Raw genomic sequence first — 18,251 nt, forward strand, 5'->3', positions numbered from 1 at the left:
TCCGCCCCGCCACCCAAACCGATTATGCTGCAATGCAGCGGAGACTGCCTTGATCCGTCGGGGCAGCCTCCGATATTCATTTCCATCCCATAGCCAAGACGATACCTCCGAGATCTCCGATGCCCTTGTCCGATCCCGTCGCGCGCGAGCCGATCCACACCCGCCAGGTCGTCTGCCGGGGCTTCCGCCGCACCGATGGCCTGTGGGACATCGAGGGCCACCTGACCGACGTGAAGAGCTACGCCTTCTCCACCGAGCAGCGCGGCCACATCGAGCCGGGCGACCCGATCCACGGCATGTGGATCCGGCTGACCGTGGATGACGGGCTGACGGTGCGGGCGATCGAGGCGGTGACGGAAAAGAGCCCCTACCGGGCCTGCGGCGCCGTCACTCCGAACTTCCAGCGGCTGGTCGGGCTGAAGATCGGGCCGGGCTGGACCCGGTCGGTGAAGGAGCGGCTGGGCGGCGTCCAGGGCTGCACCCATCTGGTCGAGCTTCTGGGGCCGGTCGCCACCACCGCCTTCCAGACGGTCTTCCCGATCCTGTCGCGGGAGATGAACGGCAAGGCCGAAGGGGAAGCGGCCGACGGACCGGCCAAGCGCCCGGTCCTGCTGAACACCTGCCACATGTTCGCCAGCGACGGCGAGGTGGCCCGCCGGCGCTGGCCGGAGCATTACACCGGCCCGGACCGCGGCCACGCGGACCCGGAGCCGGCGGAATCGCGGCAGGGTTCCTGAAACGACGAACGCTCCACCGCGCGAAGCCGTGGAGCGTTGGTGTCCTGTCTCCGGCCCGGCCGGAATTCCACATCGCGAAAATCCCGGGCGCGAAAATCCTCGGCGCGGAAATCCCGGCTGCGGTAACCGGCCAGGGCGACGGGGCGTCAGCCCTCGTGCCGGGACATGGCCTTCATGCCGTGCGAGCCGGAACCGAACGGCCAGGACGGGTCGTCGTCGTCGCCGGGCTCCTCATCGTCCTCCGGCAGCGCGAAGGGCGTCCCCTTGAAGGGCCGGCCCATGCTGTGGCCGACGGAGCGGTGCGCGCCATCGTTGCAGGCGTTGCGGAAGTAGGACGCGATGAACACGCGCACGGCGGAGGTCAGCGTCACCTCCCGGTCGGTTTCCGGGATGCCCTTCAGGCGCTTCTGGATGTCCAGCCGCTCCTTGATCTTCGTGCAAAGGCCATTGACGTTGTAGCCTTCGCGCCGGCCGATCTCATCGAGCGCGTCCCACATGGACTGCTCCAGCCGCATGCTCGTGCGGTGCCCGGCGATGATGACATTCTGGCTCTTCAACGGCCCGATGCCGGGAGGGTCGGGCAACCGCCGTCTTTTCGGCCCACGCTTCAACATCCGCAGTCCCTTCTCAGGATCGGGAGCGAAGCCTGACGCCTGCCTCGCCCCAGCGCGATAAATGGTTGCATTCTCTACACTGTACTCAATGCGGAGAGAAAAGCAACCCGCCCTGCATCCTTTAGTTCGATGGCTCAGACGATTAGTGTACAGGCAAAATAAATACGTAAGTGTGTATTTTCCTGTCCCATCGCGTGACCCGGAGTGTGGCCGGTTTTTTCTTCTCCGGCCACCGCTCGCCACGCGTCCTGCGAAAAAAGACGTCTAGCGGGCCTCGTCCGGGGTCAGCGTCGTCAGGCCCAGCGCGTGCACGCGCTCGCGCAGTTCGGATTCCAGCAGGGCGTAGACGGTGCGCTGCCGCTGGACCCGCGACTGGCCGGCGAAGGCCGCCGACACGACCGTGACATGGAAATGCGTCTCCCCCTTGGGATCGGCCCCGGCATGGCCGGCGTGGCGGCTGGACTCATCGACGATCTCCAGCCGCTCGGGCTGCAGGGCGTCCTCGATCTTGGCGCGGATTCGGGTTGCGTATTCCACCGGGTTTCTCCCCTGTCGGTGTGCGGTTCGCGTGCCCGACAGGAGGGGTGCCGCCGGGGCGCCTGTCAAGGCCGCGAATCGGAATGGAAGGCCGCCGTCCGGGGCCGTCTCATGTGCTTGCCAGAGGCTCCGGCTGTTCCCATACTTCGATCCATGAACAAGCAGCGTTCCCGTTTCGCCTACACCGGCTTCGACCAGCCCCGCAGCGCGGCCCGCGCCTGCGACAATCCGGGCTGCGCGAAGGAAGGGGAATACCGCGCGCCGAAAAGCCGCAAGGCGCTCAACGAATACTGGTGGTTCTGCCTCGACCATGTGCGGGAATACAACCGCTCCTGGAACTATCACCAGGGCATGTCGGCCGAGGAGATCGAGTCCGAGATCCGCCGCGACACCACCTGGCAGCGCCCGAGCTGGCCGCTGGGTTACTGGGGCACGCAGGAGAAGTTCCTGCGCGACCGTGCGGCCAAGGGGTTCGGCTTCGATTTCGGGCGCCAGGCCCGGCAGGAGGAGGACGCCGAGCAGGCCCAGCGCCGCAAGGCCGCCCGCACCGCCGAGGAGGAGGCGCTGGTCGTGCTCGACCTGACCCCGCCGGTGGACTTCCAGCGCATCAAGGCGCGCTACCGCGAGCTGGCCAAGCTGCATCATCCCGACCGCAACGGGGGTGACAAGGCGGCCGAAGAAAAGTTGAAAGAGATCAATCAGGCCTACAACACGCTGAAAGCCTGTTATGGTGCGTAGCACCGACTGCGGGCCGGGCCACCGGCCGGGGTCCGCGGATCACCGACACTCGCTGGAACGATAAGAAAACCCATGTCTTCTCAAGGAGCCACGCAGGCCGGTTCGGCCCTGTTCGACCACACCCCCGACATCACCGTGTCGGTGCGCGAGATCTTCGGGATCGACAGCGACATGCAGGTGCCGGCCTTCAGCCAGCGCACGGAGCATGTCCCCGACGCCGACCCGGCCTACCGGTTCGACCGCGACACGACGCTGGCCATCCTGGCGGGCTTCGCGCACAACCGCCGTGTCATGGTCCAGGGCTATCACGGCACCGGCAAGTCCACCCACATCGAACAGGTCGCGGCCCGCCTCAACTGGCCCTGCATCCGCATCAACCTGGACAGCCACATCAGCCGCATCGATCTGATGGGCAAGGACGCCATCGTGCTCCGCGAGGGCACCCAGGTGACGGAGTACAAGGAAGGCATCCTGCCCTGGGCCCTGCAGCACGCCTGCGCCCTGGTCTTCGACGAGTATGACGCCGGCCGCCCGGACGTGATGTTCGTCATCCAGCGCGTGCTGGAGGTCGAGGGCAAGCTGACCCTGCTCGACCAGAACCGCGTCATCCGCCCGCACCCGGCCTTCCGCCTGTTCGCGACCGCCAACACGGTCGGGCTCGGCGACACGACCGGCCTGTATCACGGCACGCAGCAGATCAACCAGGGCCAGATGGACCGCTGGAACATCGTGGCGACACTGAACTACCTGCCGCTCGACGCCGAGGTGCAGATCGTCTCCGCCAAGGTGCCCGGCTACAGCGACGAGAAGAGCCGCGCCACAGTCGCCTCCATGGTGCGGCTGGCCGAGATGACCCGCGCCGGCTTCATCAACGGCGACATCTCCACCGTCATGAGCCCGCGCACCGTCATCACCTGGGCGGAGAACGCTCGGATCTTCAACGATGTCGCCTTCGCCTTCCGGATCACCTTCCTGAACAAGTGCGACGAGATGGAGCGCCCGACGGTCGCCGAATACTACCAGCGCTGCTTCGGCGCCGAACTGCCGGAAACGGGCGTACGGGCGAACCTCGTCTGAGGGTGCGCGCGGGGACGGCGGAAGGGAGGACACCCATGGGGTACATAGCGGTCGGACCGAACGGTGAACTCGCCCTGCCGGCGGACCTGTGCGAACGGCTGGGCGTGAAGCCGGGCGACGAGGTCGAGGTCGCCGTGAACGACGGCGACCCGGCGCGGGTCAGCCTCCTCGTCCGCCGCCGCCAGTCCGTGGGCGCCCAGCCTGTGGAGATGTCGAAGAAGCCGTATCGTCTCGAGGATTTCTTCGGGATCGCCGGCCGCGTCGACAGGCCGATCTCCCAGGAGGAGATCGACGCCACGGTCCGCATGCGTGCCGCCGAGAAGGTGTTCGGCCAACGGTCGGGATAGAATCCCCCTGTCCTTCCTCACCCGATGGCGCTCAACCACGCTCACCTTCGACCGCAAGGCGAGCCGTCTGCCCACCTTCCAGCCTCTGACCTGAAGTTCCGCCATGTCCGATCGTGAATCCCCCGTCGAGGCCTTCAAGCGGTCCACCGCCGCCACGGTGCGCGCCATGGCGCGCCGGCCCGAGGTCCAGGTGGGCTTTTCCAGCGAGCCCTCCGGCGTGGCCGGAGCCCGGGTGCGGGTGCCGGTGCCGGCGCGCGACCTCAACCCGCAGGACGTGGCGATGCTGCGCGGCACGGCGGACGCGGTGTCCCTGCGGCTGCGCCACCATGACAGCGCCGTCCATGCGCAGCGCACGCCGCTGTCCGACGCGGCGCGCGCCGCCTTCGACGCGATGGAGCAGGCGCGTTACGAGGCGCTGGGCTCCCGCCACATGGCCGGCGTCGCCGCCAACCTGGAGGCGGCGCTCGAGGAGCGCTACCGCCGCCAGGGCTTCGACCAGGTGCAGGAGCGCGGGCAGGTCCCGCTGCCGGAGGTGCTGCGGCTGATCGCCCGCGAGCTGCTGACCGGCGCCCCGCCGCCGCCAACCGCCGCGCAGGCGGTCGAGCTGTGGCGCCCCTGGATCGAGGAGAAGCTCGGCGCGGACATGCACGGGCTGGCCAAATGGACGGACGACCAGGACGCCTACGCCCGCGCCGTGCGCCGCCTGCTGACCGACCTGGACATGGAGGTCGGCCAGGAGCCGGAGCAGCCCGAGCAGGAGGAGGAGGAGCGCCAGGCCGAGGAGAACGAGGAGGAGCCGAGCGACGGCCAGTCCCGCGGCACCGACGAGTCGGAGCAGGAAGCCCGCGCCAGCTCGGCGCCGGAGATGCAGCAGGACGAGGCCGGCGAGGGCACCGACGAGGGCGGCTCCGACGGCGAGGGCGACACCGGCGAGGGCGAGGGGGCGGAGGAGCCGGCCGGCCCGAGCCAGCCCTGGCGCCCCGACCAGTCCCGCCGCAACGACGCGGACCCCAACGCCTACAAGCCCTTCACCACCCAGTTCGACGAGGTGGTGGACGCCGCCGACCTCTGCGACCCGGACGAGCTGGCGCGGCTGCGCCACATGCTGGACCAGCAGCTCCAGCACCTCCAGGGCGTCATCTCCAAGCTCGCCAACCGCCTCCAGCGCCGGCTGATGGCCAAGCAGCAGCGGAGCTGGGAGTTCGACATCGAGGAGGGCATCCTCGATGCCGCCCGCCTCGCCCGCATCGTCGTCAACCCGGTGCTGCCGCTCTCCTTCAAGCGCGAGCAGGAGACGAACTTCCGCGACACGGTGGTGTCGCTGCTGATCGACAATTCCGGCTCCATGCGCGGCCGTCCCATCTCCATCGCCGCGATGAGCGCCGACATCCTCGCCCGCACGCTGGAGCGCTGCGCCGTGAAGGTGGAGGTGCTGGGCTTCACCACCCGCGCCTGGAAGGGCGGTCAGGCGCGCGAGCAGTGGATCTCCGCCGGCAAGCCGGCCAACCCCGGCCGGCTGAACGACCTGCGCCACATCGTCTACAAGGCGGCCGACGCGCCCTGGCGCCGCTCGCGCAAGAATCTCGGCCTGATGCTGCGCGAGGGCATCCTGAAGGAGAACATCGACGGCGAGGCCTTGCAGTGGGCCTACAACCGCCTGATGGCCCGGCCCGAGCAGCGCCGCATCCTGATGGTCATCTCCGACGGCGCGCCGGTGGACGACTCCACCCTGTCGGTCAACGCCGGCAACTATCTGGAGCGCCACCTGCGCCAGGTGATCGAGCAGATCGAGACGCGCTCGCCGGTCGAGCTGGTCGCCATCGGCATCGGCCACGACGTCACGCGCTACTACCGCCGCGCCGTCACCATCGTGGACGCCGAACAGCTCGGCGGCACCATGATGAACAAGCTGGCCGAACTGTTCGACGAGGACGAGCGCCGCGGCCGGGGCGTGCGGCGCTGGCGGTGAGTGCAGGCGCCGGCCCGAACGCGCTCGCCTGAAAAGGAAAGGGCCGCCCCCTTGAGGAGCGGCCCTTTTTCCATGCCGGAGCGCCCGCCGCTATTGCAGCATGCGCTGCATCTCCTCGAAGTTGCGGGAGAAGCCGTTCAGGCCGAAGTCGATGTCCTGCTTGCCGCCGCGCAGGTTGACGCGGACCAGCACGGTCGAGCCGTTGCGGAACTGGTCCAGCACACGGCCCGACATGAAGTTCGGGAACATGCACATGTTGATGGTCGCGATGTGCGTCTCGATGCGCGGCTGGCGGTCGACGCGGATGGCGCAGCTTTCGATCAGCCCCTGGCTCGCCGTCAGGAACAGGTGGTAGTCGGTGCCCGTGGGGATGACGCTGAGCGCCACGAAACCGACCTCCTGCCCCTCCTCGAACAGGCGGTAGGTCATCAAGCGGCAGGTCTTGCTGTCGGTCATGCGGTCGACGTTGCAGGCGCTGGCCCACACGCCCTCGGGACCGAACTCGGCGGTGGTCTTGGTCACGTCGGCGGCGCCGGCGGGCTGAACGGAGAGCGCGGACAGGAGCGCCACGCAGAAACCAACGAAAATCTTCCAACGCATGGATCGGCCCCTCGCCTTCGTTCCGTCGCATCACGGCCACGCGCTGTCGCGCTTCGGGTGTGGGCACGCGCGGTGTTGCGAACCTGGGTCTACTCCGGAGGGATTATAGGAATAGCCCGTTGGGGAACAAGAATTTCAGCAGCCCGGATGCAATCCGCCGGTGCGAATTGCCGGAGAGCGCATCCCGCGCGCAACGGATGGCCGGACCGGACCGATAATGTCGTGAATCACGGCCTGACCGTGAGAATCGTTATCCTTCGCACTTGACAGGCCGGGCGTGCTCGTCCAAAGCTGCGCGCTGCGAACGGGTCGCAAAATCACGCCGGCCCTCCACAAGAAATTCCGAGGAACCTCAGGATGCAGATTCGTCCGTATGGCGTTTTGGCCGCTGCCTTCGGCGCCGCGATGCTGTCCGTCACCGCCGCCGCGACCGCCCTGGCCGCCGAGGTGAACATCTACTCCGCGCGGCATTACGACGTGGACAAGGCGCTCTACGACGACTTCACGAAGCAGACCGGCATCAAGGTCAACGTGATCGAAGGCAAGGACGACGAGCTGATCGAGCGCATCAAGAACGAGGGCGCCAACAGCCCGGCCGACGTGCTGATCACGGTCGACGCCGGCCGCCTGTGGCGCGCCCAGGAGGCGGGCATCCTGCAGCCGACCAGCTCCAAGATCCTCGAGGAGAAGATCCCCGCCCACCTGCGCGAGCCGCAGGGCCACTGGTTCGGCATCTCCAAGCGCGCCCGCGTCCTGATCTACAACAAGGCCACGGTGAAGCCGGAGGACATCAAGAGCTACGAGGATCTGGCCGATCCGAAGTGGAAGGGCCGCGTCCTCATCCGCTCCTCCAACAACGTCTACAACCAGTCGCTGGTCGGCTCGATGATCGCCGCGCACGGCGCCGAGAAGACCGAGCAGTGGGCCAAGGGCGTGGTCGCCAACATGGCGCGCAAGCCGCAGGGCGGCGACACCGACCAGATCAAGGGCGTGGCCGCCGGCGAGGGCGACATCGCCGTCTCCAACACCTACTACTTCGCGCGTCTGGCCGCCTCCACCAAGCCGGAGGACAAGGCCATCGTCGAGAAGCTGGGCGTGATCTTCCCGAACCAGAACGACCGCGGCACGCACGTGAACGTGTCGGGCGCCGGCGTGGTGAAGAACAGCCCGAACCGTTCGGCCGCCGTCCAGTTCATCGAGTATCTGGCCAGCCCGTCGGCCCAGACGCTCTTCACCGAGAAGAACTTCGAGTATCCGGGCGTCGCCGGGGTCGAGCCGCAGCCGGTCGTCGCCTCCTGGGGCAGCTTCAAGGAAGACAAGCTGAACGCCGCCGTCTACGGCAAGAACAACGCCGAGGCGCTGAAGCTGATGGACCGCGCCGGCTGGCAGTGAGCCGACGGCCCGCCCAGGGCCGGTAAAACCCCAGGGCCTGTAAAACCCCAGGGCCTGTAAAACAAGGTCAGCAAAAGACGAAGGGCGCGCCCTTTTCCGTCCGGCCCGGAGGGCCTTCAGAAATTGCCGTCCTCATAGTCGCGGAAAGCCTGCATGACCTCCTCGCGGCTGTTCATGACGAAGGGGCCGCCCCAGGCAACCGGCTCCTTCAGCGGGCGGCCGGCGATCAGCAGGAAGCGGGCGCCGTTATGGCCCGCCGCCGCCTCGACCCGGTCGCCCTCCCCCAGCACCAGCAGGCGCGGGCCGCCCAGCAGGGGCTGGGAGCCGGGAAGCCGCACGCTGCCCTCGAACAGGGCGAGGAAGGCCGTGTGGCCGGCCGGGACGGGCTCGGACAGGGATGCGCCCGGGGGCAGCGTCACGTCGAAATAGCGGGCGTCGGTCGCCTCGGCCGTGACCGGGCCGGCGGTGCCGCGCGAGGTCGCCCCGGCGATGACCTTCACCGACACGCCCTCCTCCCGCGCCTCCACCGGGATGCGGGCCGCCGGGAATTCCTGGTAGCCGGGATCGGACATCTTCAGCCGCGCCGGCAGATTGATCCAGAGCTGGAAGCCCCTCATCAGCCCTTCCGTCTGCTCCGGCATCTCGGAATGGACGAGACCGCGCGCGGCGGTCATCCACTGGATGCCGCCGGTCTCGATGACGCCGGAATGGCCCTTGTTGTCCTCGTGCCGCATGCGGCCGGCCAGCATGTAGGTGACCGTCTCGAAGCCCCGGTGCGGGTGCTCGGGGAAGCCCGCGAGATAGTCCTGCGGCTCGTCGGAGCCGAACAGATCGAGCATCAGGAAGGGGTCGAGCATCTGGAGGCGCGGCGTGCCGAGCAGCCGCGTCATGCGGACGCCGGCACCGTCCGAGGCTTCCATGCCTTCGATGGCGGTGACGAGGGGGCGGGCGGTGGTCATGGCGGTCTCCGGTGCGGGATCATTGGCCCACAGGAGTAAGCACCTTTCCCCAACGGAAAAAGACGGCGCCCGGCGCAAGAGCGTTGCGGCGGGCGCAACAGTGCGCCCTTATACGCTTTTCATGAAGTCCTGCCCTGTGGTCAGGACTTCCGCGCCAAGACTTCCGCGCCACGGGGCGCGGGGCCGCAGTCGCGGCCCTATACCGGGTTCGGAGGTCGGAATTTTCCGAACCCGGTATCACTCCTCCGTCTGTCCGGGCCGCGAGCGGCGGATGGACAGGCTGAGCAGGATCACCGGCAGGATGCCGACCAGCACGATGGCGAGCGCCGCGGTCGAGGCCTCGGCCAGCCGCTCGTCCGAGGCCAGCGTGTAGGTGCGCACGGCCAGCGTGTCGAAGTTGAAGGGCCGCACGATCATGGTCGCCGGCAGCTCCTTCATCACGTCCACGAAGACCATCAGCGCGGCGGTCAGCAGGCTGCCCCACATGATCGGCGCGTGGACGCGCACCAGCGTGCGCCCGGCGGAGTTGCCGAGCACGCGGGCCGCATAGTCCATGGTCGGGCGGATCTTGCCGAGGCTGGCCTCGATCGTGTTGAAGGACACGGCCAGGAAGCGGACCTGGTAGGCGAAGAGGACGGCGACGATGGTGCCGCTCAGCAGCAGCCCCGAGGAGACGCCGAACTGCGCGCGCAGGAAGCCGTCCAGCGCGTTGTCGATCTGGGCGAAGGGGATCATCACCCCCACCGCGATGACCGAACCCGGCACCGCGTAGCCCATGGCCGCGACGCGCGCCGCCCCCTTCAGCAGCGGCGTCGGGCGCAGCCGCTGCCCGTAGGCCATGACCAGCGCCAGCGACACGGCGATCGCGGCGGCCAGCGCCGCCAGGATGAAGCTGTTGCCCGCCAGCTCCCAGAAGCTCGCCGCCAGACGCTCGTCGCCGGCCGACAGGGCCATCCGCACCAGCAGCCCGCCTGGCAGGATGAAGCCGAGGAACAGCGGCAGCGCGCAGGCGATGAAGGCGGCCAGGGCCTTCCAGCCGGTCAGCCGGTGGGCGGGCAGGCGGCGGTAGCGGGTGGAGGTGTGGTGATAGCGCGCCTGCCGGCGCGACAGCCGCTCCATCACCACCAGCACCAGGACGAACAGCATCAGCACGGCCGCGAGCTGCGCCGCCGCCACCGGCTGCCCCATGGCGAACCAGGTGCGGTAGATGCCCGTGGTGAAGGTGTTGACCGCGAAATACTGCACCGTGCCGAAATCGGCCAGCACCTCCATCAGCGCCAGCGCCAGACCGGCGACGATGCTGGGCCGGGCCAGCGGCAGCGCCACCGTGAAGAAGCTGCGCCACGGCCCGCGCCCGAGCATGCGGCTGACCTCCAGCACGCAGACCGACTGTTCCAGGAAGGCGGCGCGGGACAGCAGATAGACGTAGGGGTAGAGCACCAGCGCCATGACCGACGCCGCCCCTTCGAGCGTGCGGATGTCCGGGAACCAGTAGTCGCGGCGGGTCCACTGGAAGACCTCGCGCAGGGCGGTCTGCACCGGCCCAACGAACTGGAGGAAATCGGTGTACACGTAGGCCATCACATAGGCGGGAACGGCGAGCGGCAGCAGCAGCGCCCATTCCAGAACCCGGCTTCCGGGGAAGCGGCACATGGTCACGAGCCAGGCCGTGCCCACCCCGATCACCAGCGTGCCGACGCCGACGCCGAAGGCGAGCCGCAGCGTGTTCAGCACATAGTCGGCCAGCACGGTGCTGGCCAGATGCTCCCACAGCCCGCCCGTCGGCACGAAGATGCGGCTCGCCACCACCAGAACCGGCAACGCCACCATCGCCGCGATGAGCAGTGTCGCGAGGGTCCAGCGGTTGATGACGCGGCGGCGCACGCCCCGATAGCCCTGGTGACGCAGGCCGGGGTGATCCGCGCCGGCATGCCGCGCGTCCGGGCCGCCGGAGCGGCCATGGCTGTCGATGATGTCCGTCGTCACGATGGGGCAAACCCGCGGGGCCAGTGTCGATCGAGTGCCGGCCGGGCCGAGACCCGATCAGGGTCCCTCTTGTCCCACAGAGTGCGAACTGGTCGCAATGAGATCCTGTCGCAGCCCTGCCCCACCGCAGGGCGGCCGGCCCTGTCCCGCGGCCCCGTCAGGGCAGTTCGTAATCCCTGGCCCGGCCCTTCGCGCCGCCGGAGGAGCCGCTGGAGGACCCGCCGGTGAACAGCTCCTCCAGTTTCGCGCCGAGCGCCCGGACGTCGCGCTTGAACTGCCGGCCCAGGTCGAAGGAGCCGTCGTCGTTGCGGGACACTCTTTGCTGCGGCTGTTCCCGCTGCGGCGCGGGCGAACCGGCCGACTTGCGCCGGACCTCCTTGCGCGGGGGCGGCTCCGGCGGCGGCAGGCTGGCGAAGGCGTCGTCGCACAGGCCGAGGCCGCGGGCCTCGGCGAGCTTGCCGGCCTCCAGCTTCCAGCAATCGAAGGTGAGCGCCCGCCCCTCCGGGGCCGCCGCCAGAACGGCCAGGCCCAGCGCGCCGCAAAACACCCTCCACCGCATGCTTACCCTCTCCCCTCGCCGCTGCCGTTCACGACCCCGTTCAACAGAGATACAATGCGGCCATGCTCCCTGTGCCCTGCGCAAAGCGGGGGTAGACGGCTTAGGGGGAGTTAGCCCCGGCGGGTGGAGTGGCGGGACCGGGCCGGTTATGACCGCGCCCTATATCGTATGACTAGCCCGGAGGAAGACTGGCACCGGGGCGAAAAGGAGACGATATTAGGACCAGCAGCAAGGAGAACGAGTGTGAGCCGATACGAGGAGAAGGTCTACCGCGTCTCGAAGGGAAAAGGTGGTCCCAGCATCGCGGAGATGAAGAACCAGCTGGCGCGGCTCAAGCAGGATCTCGAGCAGTTCCAGGGGCGCGGCGCCGGCGCCGCGGTCCAGTCGTCGCTCCAGTCGCGCATCCGCGAACTGCAGACTTCCCTGTCCGAGGCCGAGGCGGCCCAGGCCCGGCGGCAGCAGGCCCGCCGCGCCGAGGACGACGACGATGACGGCCCGCGCCGCCCGCAGGTCCAGGCGACCTCCAGCCGCTTCCCGCCGCGCGGAACGACCGGCGGCAGCTGATCCAGTCTGGCGGACGCGGCGGTCGATAGGGCGGTCGGATAGAAAGGGCGGATAGACAGGGCGGATGGCGGCAGCGCCGCCCGCCCGGCCCATCAGGCCGCGTATTCCTCGCCGTGCCGGCCGTCCCCGGCTCTGCCCTGCCGGATGGTGGCCGCGGTGAGGTAATCGTGCAGGCGCCGGGCGCCGAAGCGGCCTGGTTCCGGTATGCCGAGGTCGAAGGTGCGCTCCACCGCCTCTCGCTGGGCGGCGAGGAGGGAGCCGTGGGACGCGAAGGCCCTGTCGATGGCCTCCATCAGCGCGTCCACCCGCTCCACGACGGGACCCAGGGTCCAGCTTCCGTAACGCTCGTTCCCCTGCCAGGCGACATGGTGGGCGTTCAGGAACACGCAGGGGCGCGGTTCCAGCAGGAACTCGTAGACCTGGCTGCTGACCTCGCCCAGATAGAGGTCGGCGGCGGCGGTGTAGGTCATGTCCACCGAACGCGCGCTGCCGAGATCGATCAGCATGTGCGGAAGATCGCGGAAGCGCGTGAAGCGCTCGTAATCCGCCGGGCTGGGCGGGTCGAACAGCCGGACATGCGGGGCGAAGATCACGTTGTAGCGGTCCTGTGCCGCCAGCCGGTCGAGGATCGCCTCGCCCCATTTCGGCCAGGAGGACAGCGATCCCTTGAAATGGGGGTTGTAGAGGATGACCGGCTTGTCCGTCGGGAACAGGCGCGGCTTGCGCTCGCCCAGGCGGCGCACGATGTCGAGCTTGGCGTAGGCGCCGACCGCGTAGCCGCCCGGCCGGACAAGGCCGCGCTCCAGCAGCCAGGAGGCGGTCTTCGGCCCCGGCACCAGGAAGAAATCGAACAGCTTGATGCGCGGGTCGATGGCGGTCGCCCGGTCGCCGGCGCCATGGGCGGTGTGGATCAGCTTCGGGCGGGTCACGCCGAATCGGCGCACGACGGTGGTGCTGCGCTCCGGCACCACGAGCGCGTCGTAGCCGTCGAGCAGCCGCCGGTTGGCGAAAAGGGTCAGGGCCTTGGGCGGGACGGTGGAGCGGTACAGCGCGTGGGCCAGCTTGAGCCAGCCCGGCTCCTCCAGCCGCTTCTGGACGGCCTGGTGCTCCGGGTAGAGCCGGGCGAGATCGGCGATGAAATCCTGGTGCGCCTGCGTCGGGGACAGGATGTCCACATCCACCCCGGGCATGGCCGACAGTTCCAGGGCGAAGGGGAGGCTGTGCAGGATCTGGTGGAACTGCGCGTTGTACAGGAAAGCGACTCGCACGATGCCCTGCCCGGTCAAAGATTGGCGCCTATATACCCGTCCGGCCGCTTCTTCAATGATGTTTTTCCGGGCCAAGCCGCCGGGGCGGCGATCCTCATGGGGGCGGCGGGCGTCTAGCCTTGCGCCGGTGCGGCACGGATGGCGGCCCGGACGACGCGCCAGGTCAACACCGCCATGATGGTCACGAACAGGCCCGAGCCGAGGACGGCGGAGCTGGCTGCGCCGGTGATGCCCCAGAGATTCAGCAGGACGGACAGGGCCGCGAGATAGGCGACGCCGGCGAAGGCCCGCACCGCCAGCACGAGGCCGGGGCGGCCCGCGGCGGTCGCCGCCGGCTCCAGCCCGAAGCCGCAGAGGTCGAGCGCCGCGGCGGTGGTGAGCAGGATCAGCACCCCGTGGGCGAAGGCGAATTCCGGCCCGGCGACCAGCGTCAGCATGTGTTCGCCGGCCAGTGTCACGACCGTCACGGCGATCAGCCCGCCCCCCGCCGCGACCAGGGTGATGCGGCGCAGCAGCCCCGTCAGCGCGCCGGGGCCGCCCTCCGCCGCGAGGCGGGCGAATTCCGGATAGACGGAGCGGGCGAGCGACAGGGACGGCTTGGACAGCGCCTGCGCCATCTGGTAGGCGACGCGGTAGCCGCCGGCCGGCCCCGGCCCGCTGACCATGCCGACCGCCATCACCCCGACCTGCTGCCAGACGAGGTTGATGGAGGTGGTGATGTTGGTGAAGCAGGCGAAGCGCCAGAGGCCGGGATTCTCGGCGAGCACCCCGGCGATGAAGGGTCCCTCCCCGCCCAGCCGCAGGCCGTGGCGGCGCAGCTCGCGGCTGGCCGCCGTCCACATGACCGCCGTGGTGACCAGCTCCGCCACCGCCCAGGCGACGAGGAAGCCCTCGACGCTCGGCTCCGTCAGCCAGACCGTGGTGGCCCCCACGAGCCGCATGGTGGGGAGCATGGTTTCGCTGTAGGCGGCGAGGTCGAAGCGGTCGAACAGGCGCAGCACGCCGGTCGGCGTCCCGCGCAGGCCGAAGAGCAGCGACATGCCGAACAGGGCGGCCCGGCTCTGTTCCTCCGCCGACCAGCCGAAATAGGGGCCGACGGCCAGCACGCCCACGCCCGCGAGCAGCGCCCCCGCCGCCGCCGCCGACAGGTCGAGCAGGATCGTGAAGGCCAGGACGCGCGACAGCCGCCCGGCCTGTTTGGCTGCCAGATGGATGGCGCCGTAGCGGATGACCGACTGCCAGGACTGGAACTGGACGAGGTTGGAGACCGCCTGCCCGTAGGTGAGCACCAGCGTGAACTCGCCGAAGGCCGTCAGGCCGAGCGAGCGGGCCGCCATGGCAAGGTAGATGAGGCTGAACACCGCCCCGACCCCCTTGCCGCCCAGCAGCCAGCCCGCGTTGCGGATGGTCCTCGTGAACACACCGGCTGTCCCGGCGGGTTCCGCTCCGCGCGGCTTCATGCAGGCCCCCTTGATGCCGATCCCGGCGCCGCGTCCGGATCGGCGAATCGCGAGCGGGGCGGCCATGCCGGAAAAGGCTGAAACGGGCCGCCGCGCTGTCCCCATACTCGACTGGCGGACGGCAGACAAGGTGAACCGCAGGGCGAACCGCAGGGCGGCCCCCGGGCGAGCGGCAGGCGCGGGGCACGCCTGCGCGCCGGCCCCCTTGGCGGGCCGGCGGCTTCGGGCCTAAGCTGCGGTCCTTCGCCACAGGGGACCGACCTTCGATGACCAGCGCCGGAACGGACGCGCCCGCCACCCGCCGCAAGCTGCCGGCCCGCTACAACGGCATCGTCATGCCGTTCGTCCTTTCCATCCTCATGACCTTCGTCGTCTCCGGCGTGTCCACGATCAAGACCCTCGGCCTGGCGCCGGACCTGCTGGGCCAGTGGATGAGCGCCTGGGGCCTGTCCTGGCTGGTCGCCTTCCCGACCCTGCTGCTGGTGCTGCCCGCCGTGCGCCGGATCGTCGCGGCGCTGGTCCATCCGCCGGGCCGGTGAGGAAGGCGCGGGATCGGGAGGGATGGGATTGGGAGGCGTGGGATCGATGACCGGCGGCGGCCCGGACCGGCCGGCGGGGCGCCACGGGGCACGAAAGGTTTTTCGGCGCCTGCGCGACGTGCTGGCCGCCGCGCGCTGAGCGGTCCGCCCCGCCCCGTCAGGTGCCCGCCGATTGCGCGACCGGCCGCCGGCCGGCCCGGAGCCGGGCGAAAAGGCGGCGCAGCAGCTTCACCACGGTCCAGAGAGTCGAGATTACGAAGCTCAGGGCGGACAGGATCGCCGTGATCAGCGCCCAGAGCGCCTCAATCGCCATTTTCGCCACCTTGGCGAAAGCCTTGAACACCCGTTTCCCGAGCGTTTCGAAGACCGCCGGGGAGGCCTTTCCGAAGCGCGCCGCGACCCGCTCGGCCTTAACGAGGTCGTCCGCGGAGTCGACATGGCGCAGGATCCTCATGGCGCCGCCGGCCGACGTCTTATCGACGACGGAGCCGAGCTGGCCGAACATGCCGCGCAGGCGGGCGGTGTCGAGGCCGGCGGCGTAGCTCTTCACCCCCTCGATGGACTTGCCCGGCGAGCGCCAGTCCAACGCCCCGAGCTGCCGGCGCAAGGCCGGCATGTCCACGGTTTCGGCCACGGTCCGGCGAAGGGCCGTCTCCAGCCCGGCCGTGAGCCTGCCCGCGCGCTTCGCCGCCTTGACCATGGAGAGCCCGACCTTCGCCGGAGCCGCCGTGCCGGCCGTCGCCACCGTGGCGGCGCTCATGCCCAGCCCGACGACCGACAGGCCCAGCACGAACTCGTCCACCTCCGCTCCGGTGAGATAGTTCCTGGTCTGGAAGGTGACGTCCCGGGCGTCGCCGTAGAGCGTCAGGTCGGAGATCGCCGAGCCGGCGAGACTCGCCCCATCCTCGGCCTCGCCGGTGAGAAAGCCCCAGGCGCCGCGCGTGGTGGTGCGCCACACGGCCGCAGTGGTGGAGGTCGCCTCCTCGTAGCGCGCCAGCAGCCCGGCCGGCACGGCCTGCCCGAGTTCGGCGGCCAGGGCGATGTAGCCCTCGGCCTCCTCCGGACGGTCCTCATCCAGCGTGCGCGCGATCTGCGCCTGCACATAGTCCGGCGTCGCGACCTCGCGAAGCTCCTCCCGGATCCGCTCCGCGACAACCTCGTCGCTCGGCGTCTCCGCGGACGGATCCTGCTCCGACGGGCTGTACAGGACGAAAAGCGCGAAGGCGACAAGACAGACCAGCAAGGAGCCCAGCATGACGCGGCGCATCGGACCATACCCTCCTTCCACGTGCGGTGGACGGACCATATAGGCTTTTGCAACCGACCGGGCCAGGAGCACTGGAGGCAAGCCGATTTCCGCCCCTGTCACCAGGGCGTCACCCCAGTGGGATCAGCCCTGAGGGAGGCAGTTCGTCTCCACACCGTCGTCATCCGGAACGGCCTTGCGTTCCGGCGTGCCACCGTCGAACGGCGTCCCCCGGAACGGGTTCCCCGCCCCATGCCCGGCCCGCTCATGCCCCTCCTCCGTCGCCGCACGGCGATAATAGAGGGCAACGAACACGCGAACCGCCGAGGTGAGATTGTCGATTTTCTCGTGCAGCATGGCCGCCTGCGTCGCGATCCGCGACACCAGATCGTGGACGCTGAGGTCTTCCCGAAGCGCAATGTCCTGAAGCGCCTCCCACATGGCCGGCTCCAGCCGCATGCTCGTGCGGTGCCCGTTGACCATGACGTTCCGGCTTTTCAGGCGGCCGAACGGATTCAAACCCTTGCCCGTTTTCGCTTTACTCGCCATCTTGCCGATTCTCCGTGTTAGGCGGTGACTTTAGTATGCATTTAGCACTAACGTAAGTGAACTACTTCACAGCGAAACCTACCCCGATATGTCGGCTTAGCCGATGCGTCTGAGGAATAAGCATGCTCCGCCTTCCGGTTTCTAAACTGCTGAGGGCCACCGCCTGGATGGCGATTTCGGCTGTCACCTTCGCGGCGAGCAGCGCAGCAGCGAAGTTTCTCGGACAGAAGCTACCACCAGCCGAGCTGGCGTTCTTTCGGTCGGCGTTCGGGCTACTGTTTTTATTCGGTACCTGGCGTGCGGTCGTGGAGATCAGAAATGCCCGCGATCCAATCTGGTATGTAGTCAGGTGCGGACTAGGCGTTCTAGCGCTGTGCTGCATGATGTATGCATTCACCTCAATTCCGCTGGGGCTTGCATCGTTAATTTTCTTCATGCGCGTATTTATGTTACCTATTGCATCCCAACTCATGCTTGGGGAACGAGCAAATGGAATTGTTTGGTCAACGATTGTCGTGGGCTTTACAGGTGCAGTAGTGTCACTAGTACCAGCCCTAGGTGTGCCGGAAATGCACTTAGGTATTTTGGCGGCGTTCGCCGGAGCAGTGGCCTCTGCTGGCTCACAAACAGCCGTAAGGCGACTTACCAAAAGCAACAACCCAGCTCTCATAGTTCTGGTATACACAGCAGTATCTACACTCGCAACTGCACCGTTAGCTGCGCCATCCTGGTTAACGCCACTACCTTCTGATTGGCTGATACTATCCATACTTGGCCTATTTGCCATGATTGCTCAGTACGCGGCTGCCCGCAGTTACGCGCTTGCCCCAGTACCATTCCTTGCCCCGCTGGACTTTCTTACCGTGCCCTGCGCAGCACTTCTTGGTTTCGTTGTATTCGGAGAAGTACCAGACTTTTACACTTTGATTGGCGCGGCATTGATTCTATTCGCCGCGCTTGGCGTAACCGCTTCTGAAAGGCAACATGCGCTGGGAACCTCCCGAGTCGCGCCGAGTCGCTAACCATCGTAGAAGTACACGTACTGCTCTTACACCGAAAACACGGTGAGCCTTTGCCTGTCATTAAAGAGCTCAGCAATACCATGGTGTG

The 18,251-nt window shown here is 68.3% G+C and carries 19 protein-coding genes; 9 read left to right on the top strand and 10 right to left on the bottom strand.

Annotation, left to right across the window (positions count from 1 at the left end; translation table 11 throughout):
- Nucleotides 1–119: 119 nt before the first annotated feature.
- Nucleotides 120–737, top strand: coding sequence for a DUF2889 domain-containing protein (locus JUB11_RS05690; RefSeq protein WP_207457077.1), 618 nt, complete (start codon nt 120–122; stop codon nt 735–737).
- A gap of 146 nt (nt 738–883) precedes the next feature.
- Here the strand turns inward: JUB11_RS05690 and JUB11_RS05695 are convergent, their stop codons facing one another.
- Both JUB11_RS05695 and JUB11_RS05700 read right to left on the bottom strand, forming a co-directional pair.
- Nucleotides 884–1,321 (bottom strand): ribbon-helix-helix domain-containing protein, encoded by a 438-nt coding sequence (locus JUB11_RS05695; RefSeq protein WP_247886867.1) that lies wholly within the window; start codon nt 1,319–1,321, stop codon nt 884–886.
- Between the two features lie 294 nt (nt 1,322–1,615).
- The gene (locus tag JUB11_RS05700; RefSeq protein ID WP_207457082.1) at nt 1,616–1,888 is read right to left on the bottom strand and encodes a BolA/IbaG family iron-sulfur metabolism protein; all 273 of its coding nucleotides are present in this window, start codon (nt 1,886–1,888) and stop codon (nt 1,616–1,618) included.
- Between the two features lie 153 nt (nt 1,889–2,041).
- Between JUB11_RS05700 and JUB11_RS05705 the strand changes: the two genes are divergently transcribed.
- The 4 genes from JUB11_RS05705 to cobT all read left to right on the top strand — a co-directional run bounded on the left by JUB11_RS05705 (nt 2,042) and on the right by cobT (nt 6,019).
- Nucleotides 2,042–2,626: a DnaJ domain-containing protein gene (locus JUB11_RS05705; protein ID WP_207457084.1), complete on the top strand. Its 585-nt coding sequence runs from the start codon at nt 2,042–2,044 to the stop codon at nt 2,624–2,626.
- Between the two features lie 72 nt (nt 2,627–2,698).
- A complete protein-coding gene (gene cobS, locus JUB11_RS05710; RefSeq protein ID WP_207457086.1) occupies nt 2,699–3,703 on the top strand; it encodes a cobaltochelatase subunit CobS in 1,005 nt (334 codons plus the stop codon).
- A 35-nt stretch (nt 3,704–3,738) separates the two neighbouring features.
- Entirely contained in the window at nt 3,739–4,050 is a 312-nt protein-coding gene (locus JUB11_RS05715; RefSeq protein WP_207457088.1) for an AbrB/MazE/SpoVT family DNA-binding domain-containing protein, read from the top strand.
- 103 nt (nt 4,051–4,153) lie between these two features.
- A complete protein-coding gene (gene cobT, locus JUB11_RS05720) occupies nt 4,154–6,019 on the top strand; it encodes a cobaltochelatase subunit CobT (protein WP_207457097.1) in 1,866 nt (621 codons plus the stop codon).
- Nucleotides 6,020–6,109: 90 nt separating this feature from the next.
- On the opposite strand, the gene JUB11_RS05725 is transcribed toward cobT, so the two are convergent.
- Nucleotides 6,110–6,619 (bottom strand): invasion associated locus B family protein, encoded by a 510-nt coding sequence (locus JUB11_RS05725; protein WP_207457098.1) that lies wholly within the window; start codon nt 6,617–6,619, stop codon nt 6,110–6,112.
- Nucleotides 6,620–6,976: 357 nt separating this feature from the next.
- Here JUB11_RS05725 and JUB11_RS05730 point away from each other — a divergent pair, with 357 nt between their 5' ends.
- On the top strand, nt 6,977–8,011 hold the full coding sequence (locus tag JUB11_RS05730) for a Fe(3+) ABC transporter substrate-binding protein (protein WP_207457100.1): 1,035 nt from the start codon (nt 6,977–6,979) through the stop codon (nt 8,009–8,011).
- Nucleotides 8,012–8,127: 116 nt separating this feature from the next.
- On the opposite strand, the gene JUB11_RS05735 is transcribed toward JUB11_RS05730, so the two are convergent.
- From JUB11_RS05735 to JUB11_RS05745, 3 genes are all read right to left on the bottom strand, one after another.
- Nucleotides 8,128–8,970: a pirin family protein gene (locus JUB11_RS05735; RefSeq protein WP_207457103.1), complete on the bottom strand. Its 843-nt coding sequence runs from the start codon at nt 8,968–8,970 to the stop codon at nt 8,128–8,130.
- 237 nt (nt 8,971–9,207) lie between these two features.
- Nucleotides 9,208–10,956, bottom strand: coding sequence for an iron ABC transporter permease (locus tag JUB11_RS05740; RefSeq protein WP_348771362.1), 1,749 nt, complete (start codon nt 10,954–10,956; stop codon nt 9,208–9,210).
- 157 nt (nt 10,957–11,113) lie between these two features.
- On the bottom strand, nt 11,114–11,515 hold the full coding sequence (locus tag JUB11_RS05745) for a hypothetical protein (protein ID WP_207457105.1): 402 nt from the start codon (nt 11,513–11,515) through the stop codon (nt 11,114–11,116).
- Between the two features lie 243 nt (nt 11,516–11,758).
- On the opposite strand from JUB11_RS05745, the gene JUB11_RS05750 reads away from it, so the two are divergent.
- Nucleotides 11,759–12,079, top strand: coding sequence for a Gas vesicle protein V (locus JUB11_RS05750; RefSeq protein ID WP_207457108.1), 321 nt, complete (start codon nt 11,759–11,761; stop codon nt 12,077–12,079).
- Nucleotides 12,080–12,171: 92 nt separating this feature from the next.
- Here JUB11_RS05750 and JUB11_RS05755 read toward each other — a convergent pair whose 3' ends face one another.
- Together JUB11_RS05755 and JUB11_RS05760 are read right to left on the bottom strand one after the other, a co-directional pair.
- Nucleotides 12,172–13,347 carry a sensor domain-containing protein gene (locus JUB11_RS05755; protein ID WP_207457110.1) on the bottom strand — a complete coding sequence of 392 codons (1,176 nt, stop codon included), beginning with the start codon at nt 13,345–13,347 and terminating at the stop codon, nt 12,172–12,174.
- A gap of 113 nt (nt 13,348–13,460) precedes the next feature.
- Entirely contained in the window at nt 13,461–14,768 is a 1,308-nt protein-coding gene (locus tag JUB11_RS05760) for a lipopolysaccharide biosynthesis protein (protein ID WP_207457113.1), read from the bottom strand.
- A 305-nt stretch (nt 14,769–15,073) separates the two neighbouring features.
- Between JUB11_RS05760 and JUB11_RS05765 the strand changes: the two genes are divergently transcribed.
- On the top strand, nt 15,074–15,346 hold the full coding sequence (locus JUB11_RS05765) for a DUF2798 domain-containing protein (protein WP_207457115.1): 273 nt from the start codon (nt 15,074–15,076) through the stop codon (nt 15,344–15,346).
- Between the two features lie 157 nt (nt 15,347–15,503).
- Here the strand turns inward: JUB11_RS05765 and JUB11_RS05770 are convergent, their stop codons facing one another.
- Nucleotides 15,504–16,613, bottom strand: a complete 1,110-nt coding sequence (locus tag JUB11_RS05770) for a hypothetical protein (RefSeq protein WP_207457118.1) — start codon at nt 16,611–16,613, stop codon at nt 15,504–15,506.
- Between the two features lie 123 nt (nt 16,614–16,736).
- On the bottom strand, nt 16,737–17,141 hold the full coding sequence (locus JUB11_RS05775; RefSeq protein ID WP_247886869.1) for a ribbon-helix-helix domain-containing protein: 405 nt from the start codon (nt 17,139–17,141) through the stop codon (nt 16,737–16,739).
- Between the two features lie 122 nt (nt 17,142–17,263).
- Between JUB11_RS05775 and JUB11_RS05780 the strand changes: the two genes are divergently transcribed.
- Nucleotides 17,264–18,163: a DMT family transporter gene (locus JUB11_RS05780; RefSeq protein WP_207457120.1), complete on the top strand. Its 900-nt coding sequence runs from the start codon at nt 17,264–17,266 to the stop codon at nt 18,161–18,163.
- Nucleotides 18,164–18,251: the final 88 nt, after the last annotated feature.

Source organism: Azospirillum sp. SYSU D00513, assembly GCF_017356015.1.
Taxonomy (GTDB): Bacteria; Pseudomonadota; Alphaproteobacteria; order Azospirillales; family Azospirillaceae; genus Azospirillum.

Bases quoted from the DNA above. Each gene is read 5' to 3' on its own strand.
- JUB11_RS05690 (WP_207457077.1), top strand. From the start codon at position 120: ATGCCCTTGTCCGATCCCGTCGCGCGCGAGCCGATCCACACCCGCCAG.
- JUB11_RS05705 (WP_207457084.1), top strand. From the start codon at position 2,042: ATGAACAAGCAGCGTTCCCGTTTCGCCTACACCGGCTTCGACCAGCCC.
- cobS (WP_207457086.1), top strand. From the start codon at position 2,699: ATGTCTTCTCAAGGAGCCACGCAGGCCGGTTCGGCCCTGTTCGACCAC.
- JUB11_RS05715 (WP_207457088.1), top strand. From the start codon at position 3,739: ATGGGGTACATAGCGGTCGGACCGAACGGTGAACTCGCCCTGCCGGCG.
- cobT (WP_207457097.1), top strand. From the start codon at position 4,154: ATGTCCGATCGTGAATCCCCCGTCGAGGCCTTCAAGCGGTCCACCGCC.
- JUB11_RS05725 (WP_207457098.1), bottom strand. From the start codon at position 6,619: ATGCGTTGGAAGATTTTCGTTGGTTTCTGCGTGGCGCTCCTGTCCGCG.
- JUB11_RS05730 (WP_207457100.1), top strand. From the start codon at position 6,977: ATGCAGATTCGTCCGTATGGCGTTTTGGCCGCTGCCTTCGGCGCCGCG.
- JUB11_RS05735 (WP_207457103.1), bottom strand. From the start codon at position 8,970: ATGACCACCGCCCGCCCCCTCGTCACCGCCATCGAAGGCATGGAAGCC.
- JUB11_RS05745 (WP_207457105.1), bottom strand. From the start codon at position 11,515: ATGCGGTGGAGGGTGTTTTGCGGCGCGCTGGGCCTGGCCGTTCTGGCG.
- JUB11_RS05765 (WP_207457115.1), top strand. From the start codon at position 15,074: ATGACCAGCGCCGGAACGGACGCGCCCGCCACCCGCCGCAAGCTGCCG.
- JUB11_RS05770 (WP_207457118.1), bottom strand. From the start codon at position 16,613: ATGCGCCGCGTCATGCTGGGCTCCTTGCTGGTCTGTCTTGTCGCCTTC.
- JUB11_RS05775 (WP_247886869.1), bottom strand. From the start codon at position 17,141: ATGGCGAGTAAAGCGAAAACGGGCAAGGGTTTGAATCCGTTCGGCCGC.
- JUB11_RS05780 (WP_207457120.1), top strand. From the start codon at position 17,264: ATGCTCCGCCTTCCGGTTTCTAAACTGCTGAGGGCCACCGCCTGGATG.